Annotated in this window: 29 protein-coding genes and 1 pseudogene; 18 read left to right on the plus strand and 12 right to left on the minus strand. The window is 65.3% G+C overall.

The features are described 5' to 3' along the window. A pseudogene (locus NS220_RS11090) lies at positions 1 to 1,243 on the plus strand (helix-turn-helix domain-containing protein); the annotation flags it as partial. Between the two features lie 19 nt (positions 1,244 to 1,262). On the opposite strand, the gene NS220_RS11095 reads toward NS220_RS11090, so the two are convergent. Continuing rightward, positions 1,263 to 1,481 (minus strand): hypothetical protein, encoded by a 219-nt coding sequence (locus tag NS220_RS11095; protein WP_153004255.1) that lies wholly within the window; start codon positions 1,479 to 1,481, stop codon positions 1,263 to 1,265. Positions 1,482 to 1,693: 212 nt separating this feature from the next. Here NS220_RS11095 and NS220_RS11100 point away from each other — a divergent pair, with 212 nt between their 5' ends. The 9 genes from NS220_RS11100 to NS220_RS11140 all read left to right on the plus strand — a co-directional run bounded on the left by NS220_RS11100 (position 1,694) and on the right by NS220_RS11140 (position 8,477). Continuing rightward, a complete protein-coding gene (locus NS220_RS11100) occupies positions 1,694 to 1,999 on the plus strand; it encodes a hypothetical protein (RefSeq protein WP_193755346.1) in 306 nt (101 codons plus the stop codon). A 691-nt stretch (positions 2,000 to 2,690) separates the two neighbouring features. Beyond that, on the plus strand, positions 2,691 to 4,067 hold the full coding sequence (locus NS220_RS11105) for a ParB/RepB/Spo0J family partition protein (RefSeq protein ID WP_058624118.1): 1,377 nt from the start codon (positions 2,691 to 2,693) through the stop codon (positions 4,065 to 4,067). Positions 4,068 to 4,336: 269 nt separating this feature from the next. Next, positions 4,337 to 4,666 carry a hypothetical protein gene (locus tag NS220_RS20150; RefSeq protein ID WP_058624119.1) on the plus strand — a complete coding sequence of 110 codons (330 nt, stop codon included), beginning with the start codon at positions 4,337 to 4,339 and terminating at the stop codon, positions 4,664 to 4,666. A gap of 269 nt (positions 4,667 to 4,935) precedes the next feature. Beyond that, on the plus strand, positions 4,936 to 5,568 hold the full coding sequence (locus tag NS220_RS11115; RefSeq protein WP_058624120.1) for an AAA family ATPase: 633 nt from the start codon (positions 4,936 to 4,938) through the stop codon (positions 5,566 to 5,568). Continuing rightward, positions 5,568 to 5,900 carry a hypothetical protein gene (locus NS220_RS11120; RefSeq protein WP_058624121.1) on the plus strand — a complete coding sequence of 111 codons (333 nt, stop codon included), beginning with the start codon at positions 5,568 to 5,570 and terminating at the stop codon, positions 5,898 to 5,900. Before NS220_RS11115 ends, NS220_RS11120 begins: the two co-directional genes overlap by 1 nt. Positions 5,901 to 6,216: 316 nt before the next feature. Further along, the gene (locus NS220_RS11125) at positions 6,217 to 6,483 is read left to right on the plus strand and encodes a glutaredoxin family protein (protein WP_058624122.1); all 267 of its coding nucleotides are present in this window, start codon (positions 6,217 to 6,219) and stop codon (positions 6,481 to 6,483) included. After that, the gene (locus NS220_RS11130) at positions 6,480 to 7,172 is read left to right on the plus strand and encodes a single-stranded DNA-binding protein (protein ID WP_058624123.1); all 693 of its coding nucleotides are present in this window, start codon (positions 6,480 to 6,482) and stop codon (positions 7,170 to 7,172) included. Before NS220_RS11125 ends, NS220_RS11130 begins: the two co-directional genes overlap by 4 nt. A 154-nt stretch (positions 7,173 to 7,326) precedes the next feature. Beyond that, positions 7,327 to 7,800, plus strand: coding sequence for a hypothetical protein (locus NS220_RS11135; RefSeq protein WP_242864603.1), 474 nt, complete (start codon positions 7,327 to 7,329; stop codon positions 7,798 to 7,800). After that, positions 7,797 to 8,477 carry a DUF6036 family nucleotidyltransferase gene (locus tag NS220_RS11140; protein WP_193755347.1) on the plus strand — a complete coding sequence of 227 codons (681 nt, stop codon included), beginning with the start codon at positions 7,797 to 7,799 and terminating at the stop codon, positions 8,475 to 8,477. Before NS220_RS11135 ends, NS220_RS11140 begins: the two co-directional genes overlap by 4 nt. Positions 8,478 to 8,672: 195 nt before the next feature. On the opposite strand, the gene NS220_RS11145 is transcribed toward NS220_RS11140, so the two are convergent. The 5 genes from NS220_RS11145 to NS220_RS11170 form a co-directional block, all read right to left on the minus strand. Then, on the minus strand, positions 8,673 to 9,260 hold the full coding sequence (locus NS220_RS11145; RefSeq protein WP_193755348.1) for a hypothetical protein: 588 nt from the start codon (positions 9,258 to 9,260) through the stop codon (positions 8,673 to 8,675). A 49-nt stretch (positions 9,261 to 9,309) separates the two neighbouring features. Next, positions 9,310 to 9,579, minus strand: coding sequence for a hypothetical protein (locus NS220_RS11150; protein WP_058624126.1), 270 nt, complete (start codon positions 9,577 to 9,579; stop codon positions 9,310 to 9,312). A 27-nt stretch (positions 9,580 to 9,606) separates the two neighbouring features. Then, positions 9,607 to 9,867 carry a hypothetical protein gene (locus NS220_RS11155; protein ID WP_153004257.1) on the minus strand — a complete coding sequence of 87 codons (261 nt, stop codon included), beginning with the start codon at positions 9,865 to 9,867 and terminating at the stop codon, positions 9,607 to 9,609. A gap of 537 nt (positions 9,868 to 10,404) precedes the next feature. Beyond that, positions 10,405 to 11,299, minus strand: a protein-coding gene (locus NS220_RS19340) for an IS5 family transposase (RefSeq protein WP_153004258.1) whose coding sequence is annotated in 2 segments (ribosomal slippage) — positions 10,405 to 10,947 and positions 10,949 to 11,299 — 894 coding nt in all. Because the reading frame shifts where the segments join, the coding sequence is not laid out codon by codon here. A gap of 25 nt (positions 11,300 to 11,324) precedes the next feature. Next, positions 11,325 to 12,173 carry an aminoglycoside phosphotransferase family protein gene (locus NS220_RS11170; RefSeq protein ID WP_206543020.1) on the minus strand — a complete coding sequence of 283 codons (849 nt, stop codon included), beginning with the start codon at positions 12,171 to 12,173 and terminating at the stop codon, positions 11,325 to 11,327. A 398-nt stretch (positions 12,174 to 12,571) separates the two neighbouring features. Here NS220_RS11170 and NS220_RS11175 point away from each other — a divergent pair, with 398 nt between their 5' ends. Further along, a complete protein-coding gene (locus NS220_RS11175) occupies positions 12,572 to 12,832 on the plus strand; it encodes a hypothetical protein (protein WP_153004259.1) in 261 nt (86 codons plus the stop codon). Between the two features lie 444 nt (positions 12,833 to 13,276). On the opposite strand, the gene NS220_RS11180 is transcribed toward NS220_RS11175, so the two are convergent. Continuing rightward, positions 13,277 to 14,119 (minus strand): hypothetical protein, encoded by an 843-nt coding sequence (locus NS220_RS11180; RefSeq protein WP_058624131.1) that lies wholly within the window; start codon positions 14,117 to 14,119, stop codon positions 13,277 to 13,279. 5 nt (positions 14,120 to 14,124) lie between these two features. After that, positions 14,125 to 14,526, minus strand: a complete 402-nt coding sequence (locus tag NS220_RS11185) for a hypothetical protein (RefSeq protein WP_058624132.1) — start codon at positions 14,524 to 14,526, stop codon at positions 14,125 to 14,127. Between the two features lie 488 nt (positions 14,527 to 15,014). Here NS220_RS11185 and NS220_RS11190 point away from each other — a divergent pair, with 488 nt between their 5' ends. Then, complete coding sequence (locus NS220_RS11190; protein ID WP_058624133.1) at positions 15,015 to 15,212, plus strand: hypothetical protein; 198 nt, start codon at positions 15,015 to 15,017, stop codon at positions 15,210 to 15,212. A 182-nt stretch (positions 15,213 to 15,394) separates the two neighbouring features. Here the strand turns inward: NS220_RS11190 and NS220_RS11195 are convergent, their stop codons facing one another. From NS220_RS11195 to NS220_RS11205, 3 genes are read right to left on the minus strand one after another with little or no spacing between them, the layout of a single operon-like run. Continuing rightward, positions 15,395 to 16,213 carry an AAA family ATPase gene (locus tag NS220_RS11195; protein ID WP_058624134.1) on the minus strand — a complete coding sequence of 273 codons (819 nt, stop codon included), beginning with the start codon at positions 16,211 to 16,213 and terminating at the stop codon, positions 15,395 to 15,397. After that, on the minus strand, positions 16,213 to 17,598 hold the full coding sequence (locus NS220_RS11200) for a Mu transposase C-terminal domain-containing protein (RefSeq protein ID WP_058624135.1): 1,386 nt from the start codon (positions 17,596 to 17,598) through the stop codon (positions 16,213 to 16,215). Before NS220_RS11200 ends, NS220_RS11195 begins: the two co-directional genes overlap by 1 nt. 7 nt (positions 17,599 to 17,605) lie before the next feature. Then, on the minus strand, positions 17,606 to 18,202 hold the full coding sequence (locus NS220_RS11205; protein ID WP_058624142.1) for a recombinase family protein: 597 nt from the start codon (positions 18,200 to 18,202) through the stop codon (positions 17,606 to 17,608). Positions 18,203 to 18,498: 296 nt separating this feature from the next. On the opposite strand from NS220_RS11205, the gene NS220_RS11210 reads away from it, so the two are divergent. Genes NS220_RS11210 through NS220_RS11220 form a run of 3 tightly spaced genes read left to right on the plus strand, consistent with a single transcriptional unit; the run spans position 18,499 to position 20,410 of the window. Beyond that, positions 18,499 to 18,873 (plus strand): hypothetical protein, encoded by a 375-nt coding sequence (locus NS220_RS11210; RefSeq protein WP_153004260.1) that lies wholly within the window; start codon positions 18,499 to 18,501, stop codon positions 18,871 to 18,873. Further along, positions 18,870 to 19,454 carry a TlpA family protein disulfide reductase gene (locus NS220_RS20720; RefSeq protein ID WP_081323130.1) on the plus strand — a complete coding sequence of 195 codons (585 nt, stop codon included), beginning with the start codon at positions 18,870 to 18,872 and terminating at the stop codon, positions 19,452 to 19,454. Before NS220_RS11210 ends, NS220_RS20720 begins: the two co-directional genes overlap by 4 nt. Then, positions 19,451 to 20,410 carry a cytochrome c biogenesis CcdA family protein gene (locus tag NS220_RS11220; RefSeq protein WP_081323131.1) on the plus strand — a complete coding sequence of 320 codons (960 nt, stop codon included), beginning with the start codon at positions 19,451 to 19,453 and terminating at the stop codon, positions 20,408 to 20,410. Before NS220_RS20720 ends, NS220_RS11220 begins: the two co-directional genes overlap by 4 nt. Here NS220_RS11220 and NS220_RS11225 read toward each other — a convergent pair. Further along, positions 20,401 to 20,790, minus strand: coding sequence for a MerR family transcriptional regulator (locus NS220_RS11225; RefSeq protein ID WP_058624143.1), 390 nt, complete (start codon positions 20,788 to 20,790; stop codon positions 20,401 to 20,403). The two genes, NS220_RS11220 and NS220_RS11225, sit on opposite strands and share 10 nt — an antisense overlap. A gap of 98 nt (positions 20,791 to 20,888) precedes the next feature. Here NS220_RS11225 and merA point away from each other — a divergent pair, with 98 nt between their 5' ends. From merA to NS220_RS11240, 3 genes are read left to right on the plus strand one after another with little or no spacing between them, the layout of a single operon-like run. Next, the gene (gene merA / locus NS220_RS11230; RefSeq protein WP_058624138.1) at positions 20,889 to 22,331 is read left to right on the plus strand and encodes a mercury(II) reductase; all 1,443 of its coding nucleotides are present in this window, start codon (positions 20,889 to 20,891) and stop codon (positions 22,329 to 22,331) included. 40 nt (positions 22,332 to 22,371) lie between these two features. After that, positions 22,372 to 23,031: an organomercurial lyase MerB gene (gene merB / locus NS220_RS11235; protein ID WP_058624139.1), complete on the plus strand. Its 660-nt coding sequence runs from the start codon at positions 22,372 to 22,374 to the stop codon at positions 23,029 to 23,031. A 30-nt stretch (positions 23,032 to 23,061) separates the two neighbouring features. Then, positions 23,062 to 24,411 (plus strand): dihydrolipoyl dehydrogenase family protein, encoded by a 1,350-nt coding sequence (locus NS220_RS11240; protein WP_058624140.1) that lies wholly within the window; start codon positions 23,062 to 23,064, stop codon positions 24,409 to 24,411. The last annotated feature ends 55 nt before the right edge of the window (positions 24,412 to 24,466 follow it).

Below are 24,466 nucleotides of genomic sequence, written 5' to 3' on the forward strand. Positions count from 1 at the left end.
CGCCTGGGGTGCTGCTCACATGGCCACCGTGGGCGGCGGCGCCGACCCCTCCCGCACCGGATACCTGTGCCTTCTCGCCGCCGCCGTCGCCGGGTGGAGCCTCGTCGACGTCGAGCATGCCGCCCGCACCGCCCCCGGCATGGAGCACTACCGCACCCGCAACAACCCCACCGGCGGCCGCCGCACCCCCCGCGTACCCGCCGAAGCCGCCTCACGCCTGCGCCGGCAGTGGGAGAAGGCCCAAGAACGCGCCACCACGTACCACTACGCGCCCCAGGAACGCCCCGAACGCGACCTCAGCGAGCTGCAAGGCATCGTGGCCACCGTCGAGCGCATGCTGACCGCCTTCCGCGTCTCCCCCGGCCGGTGGACCCACACCGAACACGACCTCCACGACTCCACCATCCTCACCGCGATCGCCTGGCTCTCCCTCCGCTCCGGCGCCCGCGACGTCGCCGCCCCCCTGCGCTCCATCGCCACCCTCACCGGCATCCCGTCGACGACCGTCGACCGCTCACTCCGCCGGCTACGAACCGCCGGATGGATCACCCGCGTCCGCGAGGCCGACGGAGCGGACGGAGCCGTCTGGCGGGTGTCAGAGAAGTTCTCCACACCTGACGTACACGTCGGGCCACTTCACGACATGACCGCCCGCCCCCCGGCCCAGCTCTTCGACATCAGAGCGACCCTGCTCACGGACCTCGAAGACCGCCTCGAGGCCGGTCGCCACGACATTTTCACCCGCGGAGGCCTAGGCCCCACTGCCCGCCGGATCTACGAAGCGCTCACCCGAGAAGGCCACAACGACCAGCACATCAGCGATCGCGCCGGCATGCCCCCCTCCCGCACACGCGCTGCCTTGGCACGGTTGAAACGTCACGCGCTGGCCACGCTCACGCGCGACGGGTGGCGTCGCCGAGTGCACGACCACCGCGACCGTCTCGCGCGCGCCTTCGGCCTCGCCGGCGTGCTGCACCGACGAGAACAGCAGTACGGCCACGAGCGCGAGCAATGGGCCTGGTGGAACGCCGAACTCATCCGCCGAGCAGGCAAGCCCACACGCCGCAAAACCGCCGCCACCCCACGACCGGTCATGTTCCACCTCACCGACGCGCGAGGCGGCCCCGACATGTGGCCCGAATACCCCCGAGACGCAGACGGCCTCGCCAACCACCTCGAGGCCATGCGCTACGTCCGCGCCGGCGCCCTGCAGCAACTCCGCGACCTCGAACTGGCGGCCTAACCCCAGCGCCGTCGCCTGCTTACAGCAGCGGAGCCCACTCACGGGCAAGCCGCCGAGCGCTGGCAATGTCGAGCTCGAAGACCACGGCACCGCCCTCCGCCGGGGCGAAACGCATCCGCACCCCCATCTCGTCCTGGACAGGTTCGACGACGTACTCGAGGTACTCAAAGCCCCCGACGCTCGGCACCCTGAGAACCACCGGTGTCGGCGCCGGCGAAGAACTACTGTCATTGCTCATGCCAGCATCAGGCCACATTCTCGTCGACCTCGTCCGAAACTATCCACAGGGCCCCAAGCCGCTTCCGAGCGGTCCCAGCGCCATGCAACGTCACGTCTTGATATCGCCTCTTCCGGTCGATTGACGGCCCAGCGGTGCTCCGGCACTCTTGCTGGCACGACGAGCCGCCTGGCCGTCAAACGCAAGGGAGAGGGCCCACTGTGAAGAAGATGATGCGAACGTTCCTGATCGCTCTTGTGGTGATCGGAGGATCGGTCCTGGGAGTGTCGGCGCCCGCCTCCGCGGCCACGATTCTCGGCACACCGAGCTTCAACACCTACTGCAAAACCAACGTGGGTTCGGTTTGGTACCCGGTCACCCAGTCCTTCTCGTCGCCGTACTACTGGCGCTGCACGAACAGCTACACCCACGCCCTGCTCAGCATCGACGTCAACAAGGCATGCCGCCAGCAGTTCGGAAACGGCGCATACGGAATCGTCGTCGCCAACAACCCCAACGGGTGGCGCTGCACACGCTGACCTCTACTCGTCTGCTGCGGATCCTTCCGGCGGCCCGCAGCAGACGAGCCCCCAAGCATTCCCCGCCGAGCATGTAGCCGGATCGTTTCGCTTTCCGTCCTCACCTCTCCCTCTCAACGACGACGTCCATCGGCTGCCGCCGGCACCACCGAGGCACCCTCCTCGCCACTGCAGCTGACGCGTGGTTGGTCAGGTCGCGCGCCCCTCCCCCGCCACGGTCCGCGACCATCCCCGGGAGCTCGAGCAGTCAGCGGCGCGGGTGTCGCCCACAATGGGCACGGCTGAGCTCCCGCCCGGCTCACCCGCACCCAGTGTGGACGACACCCGCCAGACGTCTCCGCCGGTACGAGGGGCGTGCGCCCCTCGAGCACCCCCAGGGCGGGCCTGCGGCCCGCTGGTCGACGACCGGCGGGCCGGTCGACTGCAGGGCCTTCGGCCCGTCTTTTTGCCGTGAAGCCTTCGGCAGCTCCCTCCGCTTCGCTCCGGTCGTTGCAGCCTCCAGGCCGCCGTCAAATCGGCGCCGCCGGCGCCGATCGGCTCCTCCGAGACTTTCGGCACGCGGTCGCTGCGCTCCCTTATTTCGCGCCGAAACTCTCTCCCCCGCCGCCCCTTCGGGGTTGACGGCGTCCCTCCGGCCGCAAGGCACATTCGTGCCTTCACGGCAAAAAAACGAGTAGGGAGAGAGAACCTGATGAACACCACCACCCACAGCCTCGGCACCGTCGAGCACATGGACCCCATGGCCCTCGTCATCGAGGCGAACGTGCGCCCGAGCGCCCCTGTCACCCCCACCTTCGTCCAGAGCATCCGCGAGAACGGAGTGCTCACGCCCGTTCTGGCTCGACGCGACGAGCACGGCAACGTCCTGGTGCGCGCCGGTCAGCGCCGCACCCTCGCAGCCCGTGAGGCCGGACTGAGCGCGATGCCGGTCTACGTCGTCGACGCCGACGAAACCACGGCCGAGCGCATCATCCAGCAGCTCGTCGAGAACGACCAGCGCGAACCGCTCACCGGCAGCGACCGCATCGCCGCGTTCCAGCAGCTCGCGTTCGAAGGAATGCCCGTCGCCACCATCGCCAAGCGCCTCGGAACCAAGACCAAGGACGTCAAGACCGCCCTCACCGTCGCGGAGAACCCCACCGCGGCCGCCGCCGTCGCCGAACACCCCATCACCCTCGACCAGGCGGCCACGCTCATCGAGTTCGAAGACGACCCCAACACCACCGCAGCGCTCATCAAGACCGCCACCACCGACCCGACGCAGTTCGCCCACGCCGTGCAGCGCGCGCGCGATGAGCGCACCCGGGCCCGCATCAAGGCCGAAGCCGTCGCAGACCTCACCGCCCGCGGCTACGAAATCCTCGACCGCGAGCCATCGTGGGGCAGCCCCATCACGAGCATTCGTGATCTCCGCACCGCCGAGGGCGAGCGGGTCACAGCCGAGCAGATCGAGCAGGTCGTAGGCCGCGCCGCCCACGTCGTCGTCTACTTCGGCCGCGAGGAGGCTCATGTGGGCTACTACCTCACCGACCCCAAAGCGGCAGGATTTCGAAAGGAAGGCGGCGCGGCATCCGGCCCCATGACCGACGAGCAGAAAGCCGAACGCCGCGAACTCATCGCCAACAACAAGGCGTGGGCGTCAGCCGAAACCGTGCGCCGCGAATGGCTGACAGCGTTCCTCGCCCGCAAGACCCTCCCCAAGGACGCCGCCGCGTTCGTCGCCACCGCCCTGACCACCGTGCACACTACCGTCGGCCACGCCGTGCAGAACGGCAACGGCCTCGCACACGACCTCCTCGGCGTCCAGCGGGGATCGTACGGGCGGGACAACCTCGCTCCCCTCGTCGAGCGCACCCCCGCCAAAGCCGGACACGTCGCCCTGGCAATCGTCCTCGGCGGCATCGAAGACAGCACCAGCAAAAACACCTGGCGCTACCCCGACGACCGTGACGCGCTCTACTTCCGCCGCCTCGCCGCGTGGGGCTACACGCTCAGCGAGGTGGAGCAGCTGGTCATCGACACCGCCGACGCCAAGACCCGTACGACATCAAAGGCCACTACGGCGTGATGACGCCGGTGACGGGGCGGACCACCGCCCCTCACCGGCCCCCTCGGGCCAAACCCAACCCCCACGCACACGGCCTCAACCGCCGCCCCACTCCCCCAGATCCAGAAAGCACAAACACCATGTCCTCGCTGCGTCACGCGCCCTGCCGGCCTTCGCCTTCCCCCACGATCCTTCGCAGTCACCTTCGCTCGACCGACCGCTTCACGCACGGCCGGTCCATCGCGCGAACTGCTATCGCAACGCTAACGAACTGATAGCACTCCCCCGCCATGAACCAGGAGATTTCCGTCATCGACGCGCATGTCATCGACGTCGCCTCACGCCTCGACTTCGCCGTCGAACTCACCGCCGACATGGGAGGCACGTTCGTCCTCCAGATCGACCTCGGCACCCGCGGCGCCCTAGACGACCCCAACGACCGCGCCGGAATCGACCCCACCGACGACGACACCCCCTTCTGGTGGATCGACATCGACGGAGGGACGAAGACCATCCTGTCGACATTCGACATCCACGCCGACCCTGCCGATGTCGCGGCGTGGATCAGCACCCACGCGAAGGCCGAGAACTGCCCCGCAACCCGGGTGATAGCGGGGTGAAATCATTCCGATATCACCCTGGATGCACCTTGATATCTTGCTCTCGCTGCTGTCAAAATGGATCCGAACTGCTAACAGAGTGCTAGCGCTATCAAGGTGCTATTGCTTGCGTTCTGCTAGCGCTAGCTAAGTGCTAGCGGCGTGCTAGCGCTAGCAGAGCAATAGCGGAACCGTAGCGGGCCAGGCAAATCGCTAGCGAAGTGCTAGCGCTAGCAAATTGATACCGCTTAGCTGCTGTATCGACAACGAACTGAAACCGGAGTGCAAGCATGATCATCCTGATCGGGAGCCAGAAGGGCGGGCCTGGCAAAACGACCGTCGCCGTGAACCTCGCTGTCGAGTTCGCGAGGCAGGGGAAAGACGTCTGCCTCGTCGACGCCGACAACCAACGCTCCGCGGCGCGCTGGCATGCAGACCGCGAAGAGCAGGGCCGACAGCCTGCAATCGCCTGCGTCGAGAAGCTCGGGACCATAAACCAGACCCTCCACGACCTCGACGGGCGCTACGACATCGTGATCGTCGACGTCGCGGGCAAGGACAGCAAGGAGATGCGGACCGGGATGACAGCAGCAGACACCCTCCTCGTCGTCGTTCGGCCAAGCCAGCTGGACCTGGACACCCTGGACCACATGACGGAAGTCATCGACCAAGCCATGGACTTCAACCCGGAACTCGATGTCCGGGGGCTCATCACGCAGGCCCCATCCAACCCGGCCATCACAGAACGCACAGACGCGGGGGAGTACCTCGCGGACTACCCGCGCATCCGTCCCCTCGAGACCGTCATCCACGAGCGCAAGGCCTATCGCGACGTCATCGGTGAAGGCCTCGGCGTTGTGGAGTGGTCGAATCAGAAGGCCAAGGCTGAGATTCAGTCTCTCGCTGCGGAGCTGATGGCGTAATGGCGATCAAGAAACGTCGACCCCAGGTCGACCCCGCTGCCATCGAAGCATTCGGGGCCGCCGCTGACCAGCCGAGCCTCGACTCGATCACCGAGCCTGCCGCAGAGGCTGTTGCGGCGCCGACGACGCCCACGACGCCGACGCCGCAGAGCACGACGTCCGATGGCTGGCCCGAGGGAGTGCCGCGAACACATCTGGTCCGGTGGCCCGACCCGGACCTCGCGCTGCTGCTGGTCGAGGTCGCCGCCCTCGAGGAACGCAGCCAGCAGAAGACCGCCCTCCGCGCCCTTCGGCGCGGGCTCGCGGCGATCCGCGCCGACCACGGAGCCTGAACACGGGGGAGTGCTGGCGCTCTGATATCGGAGTGATATCACTCTGAATGCGTCGAGTACTGCTCGCCGTCACAGAGGACGGCGTGCTAGCGGCGCCGCTTCGCGGCCCGGTACTGCTGAACGACATCTTTGACCTGTCCGGCGGTCAGAGACTACGTCGTCTTCGCGGCGGGCCAACGGCTTTCGCGGCATATCCTCCCTCGCTGCGCTCGGTCCGGTATTCCACGGACCGTTGCTCCCGCCCGCTGTGACTCCGTTTTCTCTTCGCTTGCCGGACGGCAAAGAAAAACGGTTGGTGGAGAAAAGAGCAAGAGCAATGGCTGACAAGATCACGGTTTACACAACCGGCCCCAGCTGCGGGAAGTGCTCGATGACCAAGGCGATGCTGAAAGGCAGGGGCGTCGAGTTCGATGAGGTGGACATCACCCAGAACCCCGCCGCGTACGAGTACGTGACCGCGGAATTGAAGTACACCGTAGCTCCCGTCGTTGTCGTCGACGACGAGGACCACTGGTGTGATCTGCGACCCGACCACATCGATCGCGTCGCGAAGTTGTACGGCACCGCGCGGGACGCGTCATGAGCACGAACGACACCACCAGCGACGACTACCGTGCCGGGTACCTTGCGGGGTACACCGACCGTCAGGTCGAGGTGGATCGGCTGCAGAACGAGGCAGACCGGTTCTACCGCGCGGCGTATGGCGAAGAGCGCCGCATCCCAGGCCAGTACGTCACCCGCGCCGAGCTCGAGCAGCGCCGCGCACTGTCAGAACCCCCCGTCGAAGTAACGCGACGCGACGCCCTCGCATCCTGGGGCTTCGACGTATCGCACATCGACAACCCGACCGACATCACCGACACTTCCCCCGCACCGACCAGAAGAACGAACCGCACAGCCAGGAGACGTCAGATGAGCACCAGAACCATCACCGGCAACCTCGCCGCCGACCCCGAGGCCGTCCAAGTGGGCCGTGTGCAGATCGCAAAACTGCGCGTCATCGAGAACACAGGTGAATACCGGGCGGGGGAGTGGACCCCGCACGACACCCCGACAACCCACTTCGTCGAAGCCAGGTTTGAACTCGGTGAAAACGTCCTCGCATCCCTGCGCAAGGGCAACGCCGTCATCGTCATCGGCTACGAACGAACCGTCGCCTGGGGCGAAGGAGAAAGCCGCCGCACCGGCCGCGTCATCGAAGCAGACAAGATCGGCCCCGACCTCAGCCGTGCAACGGCAGTCATCACCACCACGAAAAGAAGCGAATCATGAGGACCGCGCCCCCAGGCGCAAGAACGTCCCGTCGATCCCGTCGTGATCAGCCTCACCGGCCCTCCAACAGCAACCCGCGATGCCCTGGAGTCTTTGAGACTGCACTGAGAGAATAGAGACAAGGAGAGGGGGAGAGATGGCTTTTCGAGGAACGGTGCTCTCGGTCGACGCGCTGCTCGAGCGCGCCCAGGCTGCACCCGAGCCTGCTCCCGTCTCTGCTGTGGGGGTGCGTCACAGCGCCGCGGACAATGCCGCCCGCTGTACCGAGCTCATCGCCGCCGGCGAAGACTCTGCCGAGAGCTGGCGGTTCGGGATATTGCAGACCTTGGACGATTACACCTCGACGCTCCGCCGCGGGGGACCGGCACTTGCTGCTCGCGTCTTTGAGCGCGAGCCACAGCGCACCGGATCCGTCGACGTGGATGCCGCGTTCGCCGCTCTTGCCGATTTCCTCTCCGAGCGGGACGGGTGGACCGCACCCCAGTGGGCTGCTGATCCAACACGCAAGGCACGGCAGTGGTTTCCCGCTGTTCCGAGCATCTTCCGCGCCGAGGCGCAGGCGGTGAGCCCGCGCGCGTTCCGTCACCGGGGGATCTTCATCACCGGCTCCTCGCTCTCCCGCGCATGACGCGCGAGGGCGAGGAGCTCACCGCGGATCGCCTTCATGAGCTCCTGCAGGAGCTTTCTGACAGCCTCCAAGCCCGAGGTCTGACAGCGCAGATCTTCATCGTCGGGGGAGCGGCGATGGCGCTTGGCTATGACCAGCAGCGAATGACCCGCGACGTCGACGCCCTGTTCGAACCGGCTCTAGAGATGCGGCGCATCGCGGCCGAGATCGGCGAACGCCACGGCCTCGAGCCGGACTGGCTCAACGACGGTGCAAAAGGATTCATGCCCCGCCCAGACGGCAATGAGCGCGTGGTCTTCGAGTCGGAGTCTCTCTACGTGCAGGTGCCATCGCCCGAGTTCCTCTTGGCGATGAAGCTTCACGCGTCCCGAGACGAACGTGACCTGAACGATGCGGCCACGCTGTTTAACAAGGCGGGTTACACCTATGCGCAGCAAGCGATCGAGCTGCTCGAGCGCAGCTACCCGCCGCAGGTGCTCTTGCCCAAGCATCGCTATGTCGCCAAGGATGTGGCCGGCAGAGCCGAAGCTCTCCGACACCTTTCGCGGGAGAAACCCATCCCCCCGCGGACATTGAGCGAGCGGATCGATGAACGCGTGAACGACCTACGACAGAAATCAACGAAGAAGCGCGAGGACGGCCAGATCCGCGGGTCGGAAGCAGATCGCCGCCGCTGACCGCCCGAGCAGGCTGTGAGCCGGCGCCCAGACGCGCCAGCTCACAGCCAGACGGATCGTTCTAGGTGACAGATCACCCGGTGTGTTGGGGTGGAGCCAGCAACTGAGGACAGTCCGGCGTTCGAGCGAGGGTGAGGCCGCATATCTCGTCCCGTCGAGGCGGGCGAGTTCACCCGAAGCGGGCAGGCGAGTTCGTCAGTGCAGGTTCCACATGAACGGGATGGATGCCATGACGACGGCGGAGAGGGCGAACGAAGCGATCGCCACCACGGCGCCGGACATCGTCAACGCAGCCACGAAGCGCAATCCCTTCTTGGATCCCGGCTTGCCGCTGACGGCGTAGCCGACCGAGATCAGCAGAATGATCGCGGTCACCGTGATCGGGATCTCCGGTCGATATCGAAAAGCAGGGATCTCGGGGAACAGCAGGATCAGAATGTACGCACCTGAGTCTTTCGACGCCGCCGCGGCCGCGGACATGACGACCCAGAAGAAGTTGAGGGACACAAGGACCGGCATCCATCTCCACCGCTCCTGCACCACGACCAGGCCATGAGTTCCGCCGGCGATCGGCGCAGCGCTCTCATGCGCGGCGGCACCCGCGTCATTCGTGGCCGCCGCCGCAACCACCTGAACGACGTCTTTCTGATGCTCTCGCTCGGCGTCATCGAACCGGGCCACATCGCCTTCCCACACGAACTCACAAGCGGGGGCGGAACATCTCGTCTGAACAACGCTCATCACACCAGCGTGCTCACCGAGACTCCCCCCGATCGACGCCAATCTTCGGGTGAAGTAATGCAGGCGGAGGGTTGATCGTCGAGGGCGGTACTCACTTCCGATTGCTGGTCGACGGGCCCACATGCTTGACGTACTCCGACCAGGTGCACTCCACCGCGAGCTTCATCGCGTCCTCCGGGAAATACCCGATCAGCTGACGCTGAGCCGGATCGTCGTGGAACGTCACCGACCGCAGTAGCTTCCGTCCCCGCACCTCCACGAGTCGTACGATCGCGATCCGCTTGCTCTTGTCGAAGATGAACCACACGCCCGGCTCGGGGGAGCGCTGCAGCTGCGACATCGGAGACCACACCTGCACCATGCGCGGCTCCTCACGCGTCCTTGACGGTCACGAGCCGTTGATCCCGCCACCGGGCACGTTCGCCGAAATGATCACGCGGTGCAGACGCTCCGTGGCCGTCTTGAGCGTCGTCGCCCAGCCGAGCACATCGCCGCCGGCTACCTCGACCCGGTATCGCGGTCCATCGTCAGTGCGGCGCAGCTCGATCGTTCCCGCGACCTGGTCGCGGGCGTCAAGCATCACCCAGTGAGCGGGTGAGGTCTCGCGCGCGAGGAGTTGTGGGTGCCAACGGGGCCTTTCGTCGATCATGTCCGTAAGTATCGAACAAGTATTCGAACAACTCCAACCCGACCGTCGAGGGCTCAGAGGGTCATCACTTTCCAGCGGTAGGCGCGTAGCGGGCGCGGGCCTGTCAAGGGAGCAGAGCCCGCAGGCGTTTGCGCCTTACTCGGTACTCGCAACTGGTACTCGCATGAGGAACTCGCAACAGGTTCTAGCAGTGGTTCTTCTATATGTCACCGCCGTCAGGGTTCCTAGATGAGGGCCCTCGGAGCGTCACCAGCTCTCGGAGAGCGCATCATTGACCTCATGACAAGGGATCTGGGATTCGGCGAGAGCGAGACAATCGCCGCCATGATGGATGCCTCCAAGCGAGTCAGTCGCATGGTGGGCATCAGGAACAAGTTCGTGCAGGGCGGTAAGAAGGGAGCACCTGAGCCTGGCCCGCTCGCGTGGATGGTGCAGAAGCACGATCGGCAGGGTCTCGATCTGTTCCTACTGCACCGGCTCATGGCAAGCGCAGAACCGTGGGATGCCGGAAAAGAGTCGGGGGTATGGGCTCGCGCCCTAGGGCGTGTCTGACAATTGCTGGGTCCAGGCGATGACGGCGTTGAGGACGACTGCGGCGCGGTAGACGATGGCGTGCTTGTCGTAGCGGGTGGCAAGTCCGCGCCATTGCTTCATGCGGCAGTAGTTGCGTTCGATCACGTTCCGGTGGCGGTAGTCCGCGTCATCAAGGCCGACAGGCCGGCCGCCACGTGAGCCGCGTCGCTGGCGGTGGCCTTTCTGGTCGTCGGGTTCGGGGATCACGGCTCTGATTCCGCGGGTGCGGAGGTGACCGCGGATCGCGCGCGAGGAGTATGCCTTGTCGCCGCGGACGGCGTCCGGTCGGGTGCGTGGCCTACCGCGATCTCGTTCGATCCGCAGTTGCGCCATCAGCGGCAGGAACATCGGTGAGTCCCCGGCCTGTCCCGGCGTGATCAAGGTCACCAGCGGGAGTCCGTTGCCGTCGACGAGTTGATGGATCTTCGTAGAGAGGCCGCCGCGGGAGCGGCCGATGCCGTGATCAGGCGGCTCGAGCCTCGGATTCGTGTAATTTGATCCAGCCCCCTGTGAGGCGGGTGGTGTTCGTAGCGTGCTGGTGCGTGCGGGCGATCGTGGAATCTACCGATATCGACCAGTCCACCATCCCGGCGGCATCCGCCGCAGCGATGACCTTCGCCAGCACCCGATCCCAGATGCCCTCCGTCGCCATCCGATGGTGCCAGGTCCAGACCGTCTGCCAGGGCCCGAACACCGCCGGGAGATCCCGCCACGCGATCCCCGTTCGATACCGGTACACGATGCCTTCGACCATGAGCCGCGCATCCGCGAACGGCCTACCCTTACGCCCCGTCGGACGCGGCAGCATCCCCTCAATCAACGACCACTGAGCATCCGAGAGCTTCTGAAACCGCGACACGTGTCAAGTGTCTCAGCCCGCACGCTCAACCTTTCCGGAACCCACCGAGGGGGGCGAGAGCGTCGTCTACCGTTTTGGCGGACGTGCTGATGGCGGCATGTCCGTCCTCGATGTCCCACAGCGTGTTCTGCAGCAGGCGAGCAACCGTCCACCCGGCTGCACGACCACGGTCGAGGTCGAGCATCTCGGTGAGGATGTCGAAGCGTCGTCGCACGATGCGTGGCGCCTCGGTGAGGGTGTCATCGGTGCTCCACCCGCTGTCCAGCGCAGGCCAAAGATCGAACCCAGGATCGCCAACGAGAGGCTCCGGATCGATCGCCAGCCATGGTTCGCGGTCGGCTGCGAGGACATTGCCATAGTGCAAATCCCAGTGCAGCAGGTGATGTCCGGGCTCGGCTTCAAGATCGGTGACTCTGCTCATCCATCGACGGAGCCGAGCCCGGTCGTCACGTTCAAGTGCTGTCATTGCTGCGGGCGCGTCGTCAAGCATCCCAGAGAGGATCGTCTGGAGTTGAGGAAGCCCGTCGGGCGCAGGCGCGCTATGCAAGCGCGCTAGAAGCGACCCGACCACACGAACAGCGTCGTCGTCATTCTCGACGACCTCGAGGGTGCGATCGGCATGGAGGCGCTCGAGGAGCATTGCGCCCCGGCCGCGGTCGCTGTCCAAGAGGCGAACTATCCCTCGGCCGTTCCATCGGACGAGACCGATGATCGCCGCCGTGGTCTCGGCCCGCGGTACCTGCAACTTCAACGCTGCCCGTGTCCCATCGGCGCGACGCACCGGCACGACAACCCCCGCTTCCCCCGATCGGACCGCACCTTCCGCTCGAAGCTCCCACTTTTGAAGGAGGTCGCCTGCGACCGACGACAACATACTCGCCCATTCGCGGGTCACGTCATTGCCTGTCACGAAAGCACTGAGAACGCTCGCCGGAACAACGAACTCTCGATCTCGGCCCATGCTCAACAGTTCACCACAGAGCGCCACGCCGCCGACCCCAACGGCCACCACGGCCCATAACTAAGCCAATTGTCAGACACGCCCTAGGCCTCGCGGAGTCGGACGACAAGATGCACGGCGAACGCGTTTCCCGGATCTTTCGCCGCCTCGACGAGTCCTACAGACTCGTGAGCCGCGACCGAGCGCGGGGTAGCGGTCGAGTCACCTCCCTCCGAGAAGACGGCAGCGGGGAGGCTTACACGGCCCCCGCCAGTAGATATTTCCGTCTGCCCTTCGCGTACTGGGAGGAGGAATGGCATCGGCGGCTGGAGATGCCCGGGAAAGCAGTGCTGCTGATCGCGCTCACCCTCGAGACGAACTTCGTCGTCCCGCCTACCCAGGTGAAGGCCTGGTATGGCATCAGCAACGACACGTGGGCGTCGGGCACGACAGAGCTCATGAAGGCCGGCCTGTTGAAGAGTCGGGTAGGCAAAGAGCGCAACTGGATGAAGGGTCTCGCCTACGACCACGACGTCGAGTACGCGCTCACTCCGCGGTTCGATACGCGAGCCATGCCGGGGTTCACGAGATGATCCTATACCACCAAAATAATAACCTGTCTACACCCGTGATAAAATCTATATGTAATTCCCAGAAAACGCGCTGGTGTTCGTCGGAAACGGCGAACGCCCGGTGTTCCAGCACCGAGCGTTCAAACCGATACGTCCCCTGAAGGAGGACTTCACATGAATGATACAACCGCTCCATCGGAGCCGAACCATCCCCACGGTGTCACCGTGCACGCACCCATCACTATCTACAACAACGCCCCGTCCGCGTCGCCTATGCCCGAGTCGGCACCCCTCCGGTGGAGTGCCCTCAAGGTGGTGGGCGCCGTAGCGCTCGGACTCGTCGTCGTCGGCGTCCTGCTGGGAACCGCAATGGCGGGCGGGTCTATCACCCTCAACCTGTGAGCGCCAGGAAGCGTTCGCTGAGCCGCCAGGACTGCTCGACGTTGGTCGCGCGACCCTGGCGGCTCAGCGGATGCCGAGGCGCGTAGGCCACTTCTCAGGGCGGTAGAACGCCCCGCCCGGGCGGGCGTGGTTGCCGCGAGGTGAGGGTGCGTATCCGGCACGCACTTCGCGCAGGCGTAGCAGCTCGCCGAGAAGATGTAAGGCCTGCAGCGGCAGCCAAATTGACAGGTCCGTGCGCGGCGAAAGGCGCATGAATTTGTGGCCTTCGGCGACCTCAAGGTGCTCACGCTGAAGAAGGCCTTGGAACGCCCACGGGCGCCCATGGGCGAAGCCGGAGGCTACCGACCACATGAAGTTCACGTCCATGTCGGTGAACTCTTCGGCTCCTTTGATCGGAGCGGTGATTTTGTAGCCCTTCGCGACCGTCATCGAGTCCAGCGTCAACTTGCTTGCTAGCTGAACGACTTGATCGATGTGGTCGTTTGGTGCGTTTCCAACAAGGTGACCGACGGTCTGGCGCTCGTCTTGGTAGTTGCGAACGTGCCATCGCAGGACTCGCTCCAAGCGAGTGCGCCGGTCCGTAGGCCCGAGGATCCATAGAGCCGTGGCCGTGTTCTCGATGGCCGCCCTAGCGAGCGTGAAGCCGACCGCAAGATGTTGCCGGTCGGCATCGACAAGAACCGTCTTGATCCCGTGCAGCTGGTCGACGGTGGCGTTGATGAGGTGGCGTACCGCTTGAGATAGATCGAATGGATGGCATCGGTCATCGTCGCCCGCGATCGAACTTCCGGCTAGGACGCCTAGATCTTCGGGATCCGCTACCCGCTCTGCTAGCCGTTCAACGGCCTCAGCGAACTCTTTCCACTTGGCCGCAATTGCCGCATCGTCATACTGAGGGCTCGACATCTCGCTCAACTGTCAGACGAGTCGGTTTCCTTCGCGTCGCGTTCCTCGAGGCGCTTCATGTGATCTCGGAGGATCTTGTCGATTTTCTTGTCGGAGAATCCAACAATTTCCTGCCCATCGAGGACCACTCGCTTGCCATCATTTCGATGCACGATCGCTTTGTAGAGCGACGACAGAAACACGCCCAGGCCAGCCGCGCCACTACCTGGACCGAGTGCCTTGATGGCCTCGACCAGAACACCTAATCCATCGGTGTGAGCCAAAACGGGCTCGTGGTCCAAGCCCGCCGCGTCGAGAAGAGATGACACCTCGCTCTCGTAATCCGACGGGTACCGCAACACCAGGGTGCCGTCGCCGAAGAACCCGAGCTCGATGGACAGATTCACTACTTCAGGGTCGCTCGTCATGCGGTTGAGTCTCCCACCGTTGTGACTCGCCAATGGCGATCGGAAAGGGATCGGCGTCTTCGACATGGGCCGCTAGACCCTACTTTTCGGTCGCTACCAAAATTTCCCGTGCGGCCGTTCATTTGTCGATCTAGAGTGTGTGTAGAAGCAGTGTCCCTCCAAGGTTGCGTAGCAGCGGAGGGTGTAACACCCCTGCTGCCTAGCAGTGGGGATACCTCGCTTAGCGGGGTTGCGATGAGATCCCCAGCCGGCGGGAACCGGCCTCCTGTCTCATCGGCGGGAAGACTCCAAGCCGGCGGGACCGGTGCCCTGTCTCCCCGCAGGTGGTCTGCGCTCGCGCCGTCATCTCCCGTCCACCCCGTGGGTCGGGGCAAGGTGTCCGCTTGAACGATCGCAGCTTGCGGATTAGTCCGCCCACCAGAAGCCCTATCTGACCTGTCTTTCCTGACCGGCGCAGGGCGACGGGGCGCCAGCGCCAGTTCGGAGACATGGTGCCCGACTACCTGTCGCAGCTCCTAGATGCCACCCCTCCCGCATCCGCTGTCGCCCTGTTCGTCCTCGGTGCCCACTTCGGCCTGAAAGTGTTCCTGGTGATGGTGACGATTTTCGGACGGGGCAAGCCCCGGAAGAACGCCGAGCGGGTGCTGAAACTCCTGGTGCGACCGAAGTGGCCCCGCGATTCGTAGCACCCTCATTCAGCTCGTCGGGACTCGCGGCCGCTGGTCACCTCCGCTTGCTGCTTCCAGTGACCGCAGCCCTGACGCAACGTGTCCGTTTGAGGATCGCTATCCGGTACATCGAGGGCCGTCGGCCCTCTGACTGTGGAGTTGATCGGTTGGTGGCGGTGTTTTGTGATTGTTTCGTGTCGCTAGGTGCCGATGACGAGGATGCTGGCGGCGGCTTCGATGACGTCGTCCGTGATGGTGTCGAGTTGGTTGATTTTGAGTACGCGGCTGATCTGGGGGAAGAGCCGTTCGAGGAGTCGGAAGTTGCCGCGGGTGATGCGTTCGATGGCGGCGATGGCTTGGGCGTCGGTGAAGTCGTCGGGGTCGAGTGTTTTGCCGAGTCGTTTCCAGTGGCGGTCGAGGACGAACAGGAGCTCGTCGCGGCCGAGGGTGCGGTAGTGGTGGGAGAAACCGAGGCGGCTGTAGAGCTGGGGGTAGTGGCGGAAGCGTTGGTCGATGCCGGGCATGCCGATCAGGATCATCGCGAGGTGGGTGCGGTCGTGGTGGTCGCGGAGGAGTTCGAGGGCGGTCGCGGTGAGGCGTTCCGCTTCGTCGACGATGAGCAGTTCGACGAGGTGGGTGACGTCGTTCCGTCGAGTCACGTCGGTGGTCGCGTCTGGGGTGAGGGAGCGGAGGTGTTCGTCGGCGCAGATGCCGACCTTGGCCTGCCAGTGCCGGATGTCGTGCATGAGGTCTTTGGGGCGGCAGAGTACTTCGGGTGTGTAGAAGACAGTGCGGGATCGGTTGGCGAGGGCGTAGTGCTTCGCGTCGTGGTCGCCTCTGGGCCCCCACTCGTTGATGTAGGGCTCGAGGGTGTCCCAGTTGGCGTAGCGGCGGGCGGAGTTCGTCTTCCCGACGCCTGCGTCGCCGTGGCAGATGCCGATGGTCTGTTCTTTCCGGACGGCGTTGGCGAATTCGGTGAAGCGTCGGTGTTCCTTTGTGACGATGAAGGCTTGGTTCATCAGTCGTCCTCTTCATAGGTGCGCAGCCGCGGCCGCCGGTTGGATGGTTCGGGGGCGCGGGGTTCTTCGCGGGCGGCGACGGTCGGGATGCGGTCGTTGATCGCCCGGCGGAGCTCCTTGCGGCGGGTGCGGCGGGCGGTTTCGATGTCGCGGAGGCTCAGGCGAAGGTTCGGGTGGGCTTCGTCGACCGCGGTGCAGATGAACGCGTCGCGGTCGTAGACGCGGACCTCGGAGACGTCGCGGGGGTCGTATCGGATCGTGACGGTGTGTCCGACGAACGAGGCGAGCGTTGGGGAGAGGTAACGCTGGCCCTGGAAGTGGATGCCGTCGCGTTGCACGACCCGGTTCTTCGGAACGGTCAGGAGCAGCCCGTCGAGTTCTTCGAGACTTTCCGGCATGCGAGGCAGCCAACCGTCGGCGACCCACGCGTTGCGCGGCGACATCCCCAACTCGCTGTGAAGCCGGGTGTTGTAGCCGCCGATGAAGTCGCGGACCGCGTGGTCAAGGCCGGGCAGATCCAGCACGGGCTCGGGTGAGCGGGCGCCGGGTCCGAGGTGTCCGGGGAGCGTGCTGAGGAGTTCGGTGTTGATGGTGCCGAAGAACCGTTCGATCTTTCCCCGTCCTTGGGGTCGGCCGACGGTCGAGTGAATGATCCGGATGTGCAGGGCGAGTGCTGTCCGTTCCAGGTGTTGGCTGGTGAAGTCGGAGCCGTGGTCGACGTGCAGGATGTCGGGGATCCCGCACATCGCCCACTCGGGGTCAGTCTTACGCCAGATGGCTTGTCGAAGGGCGAGTGCTGTGTTCATGGCGGACGGGGCGCCGGTGAAGACCATGTACCCGCAGATTGCACGGGAGCTGTCGTCCATCACGGTGGTCAGCCAGGGACGGTCGGGCTTTCCGCTGGCACCGACGATCAGGATGTCGAGTTCGGTGTGGTCCGACTGCCAGATCTGGTTGGGGCGTTCCGCCCGCCGGCGGAGGACCAGTTCGTGCTTGTCCCGGTACGACGCCGGCCCCTCCAGCGCCAACGTGACCAGGGCTGGGTCGAGGGCGTGGACGATCTGCCGCACGGTCGCGTAGCTCGGTACCGGGACGGCGCGGTGCTGCGCGTCGGCGGCCGCGTGGCGGTGCAGTGTTGCAACGCTCGGTCGCGGGCGGGTCAGCGCCAACCGCTCGATGAACGCCACCGTCTCGGCGTTTGTCCGGCGGACACCCTTGTCGGCGCGGGGACGAGGGTCAAGGGCTGCGCTGCCTCCGCTCCGGTACAGCTGGTTCCAGCGCTGCAGCGTCCGGATGGAGAGCCCAGTTTCCCGGGCGAGGACCGCGATCGGGATCTGGTCTTCGACATGCAGCCGAAGAACACGCCACCGGTCCGCCGCGTCCACACGTCACCTACACGCTGGTGCTCTGCCGGGCCGCGGCGGCCTGTTGATGCCGGTAAAAAGTGGCGCGGCTCCACCCGACAAGTTTCGCCGCGTCCTGCGCGGTGCGCCCCTTCGCCCTGGCCTCGGCGACGAGCTTGAGCTTGTCGGCAACGACGACTGGGTCCGATAGCGGTCGACCGAACCGGGTGCCGGTGTTCCGGGCGGCCGTGATCCCGGCGTTGACACGTTCGGTGATCAGCTCGCGTTCGTACTCGGCCAACGTGGCGAGCATGTTCAGCATCAGCCGCCCCGACGTAGTCGACGGGTCGATGCCGTCCGAGATGCTCTTGACCTGCACGTCCCGTTCCCGGAGCAGCTTCACCGTGTTGAGCACATCGATCAGGGAGCGCCCGAGCCGGTCGACTCGCCACACCACGACCGTGTCGCCGGGTTCTGCGTACTCGAGGAGCTTCTGCATCCCGGGACGCGAGATCGCGGTGCGACTGCCGGAGGTCACGTCGGCGAAAATGTCCCGCTTCTGCACGCCGGACTTCATCAACGCGTCGACTTGCAGCTTCGCGTCTTGCGTCCTGGTGCTGACCCGCGTGTACCCGAGATGCCTCACCACCCTATTCTGCCTCGGAAACCCCTCAACGCCGTGGAGCAGAGGCACATCATGGTGAGACATGTTTGCAAGACACGGAGCGCCGCAGAAGTACGCCACGAGGACACGCCGGTCCCGGGTGGCAGTAGGTGTCTCGAAAAGCTTTAGGTTTTCAAGGCACGCATTCGGGCGCTAGTTCCGAGGGGAACTGACCGCAAGGTACCCGTGAATTGCGTCCCGATCGTTGACATTGCCCTGTAGTGGAAGGTCGAGACTTCCCTTGCTGCTCGCCCCTTGTCGTTGCCAAGGAACCAGGCGTGCATCTCGACGGAAGGACGACCATGTCTCACGATCAAAAGCCCCCGAGCAACAAGACCGTGTGGGCGGCATTAGGGCTGCTCCTCATCCCGGTTCTGTGCTGTACGGCACCGGTGCTGGTGGGTGTGGGCGCGGTGGGGGTGCTGGGATTGGTCGGTGCGGCAGCGAATAACGTGTGGGTCAGCGTAGTCGCGGCCCTCATCGCCATCAGCGTGGTGGGGTGGTTGCTTCACCGTTGGTGGGTCCGGAAGGGCCTGTCCTCCGGGGTGGACGATTGCTGCGAACCGGGCGGGCCCGTGGTGCATGAAAAGCAGCTGGCCGAGGATCTCTCCCTCGAGGCTCACCGGGTCAATGACGGTGAGGGCCGACGATGATCCGGAGAGGACACGGCTCGGGTACTGGGAGGAAATCGCGTCGCTTCCGGGCTTTCACCGGAGTGGTGGCGGCGGTCGCGGTCAGTGTGGGGGTGGCTGGCTGTGCCGGTTCGGCCCTCGGGAGCGCGTCTGCCCAGGGATCACCCTCGGGGATCGCTACCCACAGCGACCCCACGGGAACGACCCGGTTCACGGCGACGACCGTGCAAGGTGGCACCGTTCGGATTCCGAGCGCCAAGCCGACAGTGCTTTTCTTCTTCTCGGTCGAATGCGGTTCCTGCGGTCCAGAGAGCGGTGTCCTCGCCCAGGCGCAGAAGGCGAACCCGAACGCCGCCAACTTCGTCGTCGTTGATGTCGCCCCCACCGAGAGCGCTGCCACGATCACGTCGTTCCTGACCCAGAATCACGCGGCCACGATGGCGTATGCCATCGACACGAACGCGCACCTAATCGCGGCATACCAGATTCAGGCTCTCAGCACGGCCGTGGTCCTGAACCCGGCGGGGAAGGTTGTCTACACCGGGGTCGACCCCAGTGCCGCCGTGATCCGGGCGGTCCTGAAAAAGGCGGGCGCTGCGTGAACGGGCTGTTTGTGCTGGCGTTCGGGGCGGGTCTTCTCGCTCCGGTGAACCCGTGCGGTTTCGCCGTCCTGCCCGCCGTCCTGGCTTACGGCAGTGGCGCCGGTTCGGGAGGGCGGGAAGGAACATGGGCGCGGCTAGTGGGCGGCGTCCGATCCGGGGTGGCACTCTCGGTGGGGTTCACCGGCACGTTCACCGTGGTCGGGTTACTCATCGCGGCCGGTTTGCGTCCCCTGATCGGCGCGATTCCGTGGTTGGCCGCCGTTCTCGGCGCGGTTTTGGTGCTGTTGGGTCTCGTGTTGGTTGCCGGGGTAAGGGTCCCGCTTGGGGTGTCCCGTTTGGCTGCGGTCGGCAAGGACCGCAAACGGGGAGGGATGATCGCGTTCGGTGCCGGGTATGCGTTGGCGTCTGCCTCGTGCAGTCTCGCTCTGCTGCTCGCCGTCATCACGCAGGCCCTGTCCGGATCGGGGTGGGCAAGCGTACTGCTGGTCTTCGCCGGGTACGCCGCCGGGTCAAGTGTTCTGCTGGTTGCGGTAGCGGTGACCGGCGCGTTCGCCGGCACGATCATCACCGGACGCATCCGCCGGCTACTGCCCCACATGTCCCGGATCACCGGGATGGTCCTCGCCCTCTCCGGCGGGTACCTCCTGCTCTACTGGCTCCCCCAACTGGCCGGCGGCGCCCCTGGCACGACCGCCCTCTCCGCCGTGGCAGGCCCTCTCTCGGGATGGATCAGCAGCCACGAACTGATCGTGGTCGCCGCCGTGGCCCTCATCGTCGTCAGTGTCCTCGTCGGAGGTGCCCTCAGACGAACGGCCGTCCACCGGCGGAACGCGAAAGACTGCTGCGACACAGAGACCACCGACCCGTCGACGTCCCAAACACCGCTGTCCGACACACCGCGGTCGGGGGTGGCCGGGACGCGCCCTGGCCGGGGATCGAATGCGGGTCAGAGGTAGCTGCAGATCTGGTCCGGATCACACCCTGCCGGGTCCGCTGACGCAACCGCGTCCCGATATCCCGCGACGGTTGCCCGCAACGCTTGAAGCTCCAGGATTTTCTGGTCGAGGTCGTGGAGCTGATTCTGCAACGCGTCATTGACGTGCGCGCACGGCGCCGAGCCGGCATCCCGGACCCGAAGAATGTCCCCGATCTGGGCCAGCGTCAACCCCGACAGCCGGCTGCGACGGATGAAGTTCAGTCGGATGAGGGTGTTCTTCCCGTATTCGCGGTAGCCGTTCGACGCCCGCCCAGCTGTGGGCAGAAGGCCCCGCTCTTCGTAAAACCGCACCGTCTTCGTCGTGGTCCCCGTCGCCGCCGCCACTTCACCGATCCGCATCGCCAGCACCTTCTCCGCTCGGAACCCGTGCACCCCTTGACCTTCCCCCACAGGGGAAGGTGCAGAGTGGGTGCCACGCTACACACCCCGGAGGAACCATGCCTGAGTTGCCCATTTTTGACTACGACCTCGCCATCATCGGCTCCGGTGGGGGCGCCTTCTCCGCGGCGATCAAAGCAACCACGGCCGGCAAACGGGTGGTCATGATCGAGCGCGGGACCGTCGGTGGGACCTGCGTGAACACAGGTTGCGTTCCCTCCAAAGCATTGCTGGCCGCCGCCGAAGCACGCCATGTGGCCCTCGATTCCGGACGGTTCCCCGGCATCACCGCTCACGCCGACCCCGTGGATATGACCGCGCTGATCGGCGGGAAGAGGGCACTCGTTGAGACGATGCGGGCCGAGAAATACGTCGACCTGATCGGTGAATACGGGTGGGAGCTGCGCCAAGGAACCGCGTCGTTTACCGGCACCGCCGACGCGCCCGTTCTTGAGGTCACCGGGTTCGATGGCACGAGCAGTGCCGTCACTGCCGCCCACTACCTGATCGCGACCGGTTCCGCCCCGGTGGTGCCCGCGATCGACGGATTGGACGAGGTGGGTTATTTGACGTCGACGACGGCAATGGAGCTGGACGAGGTGCCCGAGTCTTTGCTGATCGTCGGTGGCGGTTACGTGGCCGTGGAGCAGGCGCAACTGTTCGCCCGACTCGGCTCGAACGTGACGATGATGGTCCGGTCCCGGTTGCTGTCCTCCGAAGAACCGGAAGCTGCCCGCACCCTGATGAGCGTGTTCGCTGACGAAGGCATCCGTGTCCTCCGCCACGCCAACATCGCCTCCGTCCGCACCGACCCCGCCACAGGGGAGATCATCGCCATCGCCACGACCTCGGGCGGCCGGGACGAATTCCGGGCCAGCAAAATCCTTCTCGCCACCGGCCGCCGCCCGGTCACCGACGGGTTGAACCTGGCCGCGGTCGGCGTGAACACCGGCAGCAACGGGGCTGTGGCCGTCGACAACGAGCTCGCGACCGCGAATCCGCGGATTTGGGCCGCCGGGGACGTCACCGGGCACCCGCAATTCGTGTACGTCGCCGCGGCCCACGGGTCATTGGTTGTGGACAACGCTTTCAACGGCGCCCACAGGGAGGTCGATTACCGGAGCCTCCCCCGCGTCGTGTTCACCAGCCCCGCTGTGGCCGCCGTGGGAATGACCGACAAAGAAGCGAACCAGGCGGGAATCCGGTGCGAATGCCGGGTGCTGCCCTTGGACTACGTGCCCCGAGCGTTGGTGAACCGGGACACCCGCGGGTTCATCAAAATCGTCGCCGATGCGAGCACCGGAAAAATTGTGGGCATCACCGCCGTCGCCAAAGAAGCCGGTGACCTCGCCGCCGCGGGCGTCTACATCCTCGAAGCCGGCATGACAGTCGCCCAGGTCGCCTCCATGTGGTCCCCCTACTTGACGATGGCCGAAGGGCTCAAAATCGCCGCCCAGTCCTACACCACGGACATTTCCAAACTCTCCTGCTGCGCCGCCTAACACCACCCAAGCCGCCCCCGACCTACACGAAAGGAATCCCATGACCACCCCAACCACCACCGAAGTGACGGAACGGCTCACCTCCGGTGACACCGGCCTCGCCGGCTGGCTGTGGCTGCCGCTGATCCGACGCCTGGCAGACGGTGACCCCGTCGACATCAGCGACCTCACCACCGATACCGGCCGAAGCGCCGACGACATCCGCGCCGCTCTGGCAGCAGTCCCCGACACCGAATACGACGGCTCCGGCCGGATCATCGGGCAAGGCCTGACCCTGCGAGCCACCCCACACCGCTTCGAGGTCGACGGGGAACAGCTCTACACCTGGTGTGCACTGGACACCCTCATTTTCCCAAGCCTGTTAGGACGTGCCGCGCGGATTCAGTCTGCCTACCAGACGATCGGCACACCGGTGAAAATCAGTGTCAACCCGACCGGTGTCACCAGCGTGGAACCTTCCACCGCCGTGGTGTCCCTGGTGAACCCCGAGGACATGAGCGCTGTGCGGTCCTCTTTCTGCAACCAGGTGCACTTCTTCGCCTCCCCGGAAGAAGCAACACCGTGGCTGGAAGCCCACCCCGGGGGAAGTGTCATCCCTGTGGACGAGGCCTACCGCCTCGGCACCCAGATCGCACAGAACATGCTCACCGAAGCCGCTACAGGTGGCACTCCCTCGGCAGCGGGACCCTCCTGCTGCTGACATTGCTCCACAAGGATTGAGGAGAAGTTCATGACCGAACATGTTGACGTCGCGGTCATCGGGATGGGTCCTGGCGGCGAAGTCGCTGCCAGCCGGCTGATCAAAGCTGGCAAGAAGGTCGCCACCATCGAACAGGAACTTATCGGAGGAGAATGCGCCTACTGGGCATGCATCCCCTCAAAGACGCTCCTGCGACCCCCGGAAGCCCAGACGGAAACCGACCGCGCCGCCGGGATCTCCGGAGCCACCCTCAACTGGGCTGAAACCAGCGATTACCGGGACTACATGATCCGGAACCTCAACGACGAAGGCCAGGTCGACGGCTATACCAAACAGGGCGCCCTAGTCCTGAAAGCCCCCGCCCGCATCACCGGGCCCGGGCGCCTCCAGGTCGGAACCCGCGAGGTGACGGCGGAGCACATCATCATCGCCACAGGCACCGACCCCTCCCTCCCCAAGCTCGACGGGATCGAGAACATCACCGCGTGGACGAACCGGGACACCTACACCGCGACCACCCTCCCCACCAGTGCCGCGATCATCGGTGGGAGCGCCGTGGGGGTGGAAACGGCCACCTTCTTGACCCGCTTCGGCGTCCACGTCACCCTTCTGCACCGAGGAAGCCGGCTGCTTGAACGGGAAGAACCCCGCGCCAGCGCCCTCGCTGCGACCGCCCTGGAAGAAGCCGGCGTCAAGATCCGACTGAACGTCACGGCACAACACGGCCACCGCAACGGCGACCAAAGCGTCCTGACCCTGAACGACGGCACCGAGATCAGTGCCGACGTCATCATTTTCGCGACCGGCCGCACCCCCCGCACAGCCAACCTCGGGACAGAAACAGTCGGAGTGACCCTGGACAACCGCGGACATGTTCACGTCGACGAACACTGCCGGGCCGCAGAAAACGTATGGGCCATCGGCGACGTCACCGGCATCATGCCCTTCACCCACGTCGCGAAATACCAAGGACGCATCGCCGCAGACAGCATCCTCGGAAACCCCCGCCCCGCCACCTACGACGGGATCCCTCGCGTGGTGTTCGGCGACCCCGAAATTGCCGCTGCCGGCCTGACACAAGCCCAAGCCGACAAACAAGGGATCCCCACCACCAGCACGGAACTAAACCTCGCAAACGCGATCGCCCGGCCTTGGACCTACGAAAGAGACCCCCGCGGACACCTCGGGCTCCTTGCCGACACCGACAAGAAGACCCTCATCGGCGCCTGGGCAGTAGGCCCCCTCGCCGCCGAGTGGATCCACCACGCCGCCCTCGCGATCCGAACCGAACTCTCCCTCGATGTCCTCCGCGATCAGGTTGCTCAATTCCCTACCTACACCGAGGCCTACCAAGCAGCCCTCGAGCACCTCGCCGTGTAAGCCCCTGCGACATTTAACGCTGCAAAAACCCCGCCACGAAGCGATCAACTTCACA

It is taken from the genome of Microbacterium testaceum (assembly GCF_001476655.1).
Taxonomy (GTDB): Bacteria; Actinomycetota; Actinomycetes; order Actinomycetales; family Microbacteriaceae; genus Microbacterium; species Microbacterium testaceum_C.

Excerpts from the sequence above, each read along its gene's own strand:
- NS220_RS11195 (WP_058624134.1), bottom strand. The coding sequence starts at position 16,213 with ATGAACCAAGCCTTCATCGTCACAAAGGAACACCGACGCTTCACCGAA.
- NS220_RS11175 (WP_153004259.1), top strand. The coding sequence starts at position 12,572 with ATGCCCGGGAAAGCAGTGCTGCTGATCGCGCTCACCCTCGAGACGAAC.
- NS220_RS20150 (WP_058624119.1), top strand. The coding sequence starts at position 4,337 with ATGAACCAGGAGATTTCCGTCATCGACGCGCATGTCATCGACGTCGCC.
- NS220_RS11105 (WP_058624118.1), top strand. The coding sequence starts at position 2,691 with ATGAACACCACCACCCACAGCCTCGGCACCGTCGAGCACATGGACCCC.
- NS220_RS11095 (WP_153004255.1), bottom strand. The coding sequence starts at position 1,481 with ATGAGCAATGACAGTAGTTCTTCGCCGGCGCCGACACCGGTGGTTCTC.
- NS220_RS11190 (WP_058624133.1), top strand. The coding sequence starts at position 15,015 with ATGGTGCCCGACTACCTGTCGCAGCTCCTAGATGCCACCCCTCCCGCA.
- NS220_RS11125 (WP_058624122.1), top strand. The coding sequence starts at position 6,217 with ATGGCTGACAAGATCACGGTTTACACAACCGGCCCCAGCTGCGGGAAG.
- NS220_RS11240 (WP_058624140.1), top strand. The coding sequence starts at position 23,062 with ATGACCGAACATGTTGACGTCGCGGTCATCGGGATGGGTCCTGGCGGC.
- NS220_RS11150 (WP_058624126.1), bottom strand. The coding sequence starts at position 9,579 with ATGGTGCAGGTGTGGTCTCCGATGTCGCAGCTGCAGCGCTCCCCCGAG.
- NS220_RS20720 (WP_081323130.1), top strand. The coding sequence starts at position 18,870 with ATGATCCGGAGAGGACACGGCTCGGGTACTGGGAGGAAATCGCGTCGC.
- NS220_RS11100 (WP_193755346.1), top strand. The coding sequence starts at position 1,694 with ATGCGAACGTTCCTGATCGCTCTTGTGGTGATCGGAGGATCGGTCCTG.
- NS220_RS11170 (WP_206543020.1), bottom strand. The coding sequence starts at position 12,173 with ATGTTGTCGTCGGTCGCAGGCGACCTCCTTCAAAAGTGGGAGCTTCGA.
- NS220_RS11140 (WP_193755347.1), top strand. The coding sequence starts at position 7,797 with ATGACGCGCGAGGGCGAGGAGCTCACCGCGGATCGCCTTCATGAGCTC.
- NS220_RS11115 (WP_058624120.1), top strand. The coding sequence starts at position 4,936 with ATGATCATCCTGATCGGGAGCCAGAAGGGCGGGCCTGGCAAAACGACC.
- NS220_RS11225 (WP_058624143.1), bottom strand. The coding sequence starts at position 20,790 with ATGCGGATCGGTGAAGTGGCGGCGGCGACGGGGACCACGACGAAGACG.
- merA (WP_058624138.1), top strand. The coding sequence starts at position 20,889 with ATGCCTGAGTTGCCCATTTTTGACTACGACCTCGCCATCATCGGCTCC.
- NS220_RS11185 (WP_058624132.1), bottom strand. The coding sequence starts at position 14,526 with ATGACGAGCGACCCTGAAGTAGTGAATCTGTCCATCGAGCTCGGGTTC.
- NS220_RS11120 (WP_058624121.1), top strand. The coding sequence starts at position 5,568 with ATGGCGATCAAGAAACGTCGACCCCAGGTCGACCCCGCTGCCATCGAA.
- NS220_RS11155 (WP_153004257.1), bottom strand. The coding sequence starts at position 9,867 with ATGATCGACGAAAGGCCCCGTTGGCACCCACAACTCCTCGCGCGCGAG.
- merB (WP_058624139.1), top strand. The coding sequence starts at position 22,372 with ATGACCACCCCAACCACCACCGAAGTGACGGAACGGCTCACCTCCGGT.
- NS220_RS11180 (WP_058624131.1), bottom strand. The coding sequence starts at position 14,119 with ATGTCGAGCCCTCAGTATGACGATGCGGCAATTGCGGCCAAGTGGAAA.
- NS220_RS11130 (WP_058624123.1), top strand. The coding sequence starts at position 6,480 with ATGAGCACGAACGACACCACCAGCGACGACTACCGTGCCGGGTACCTT.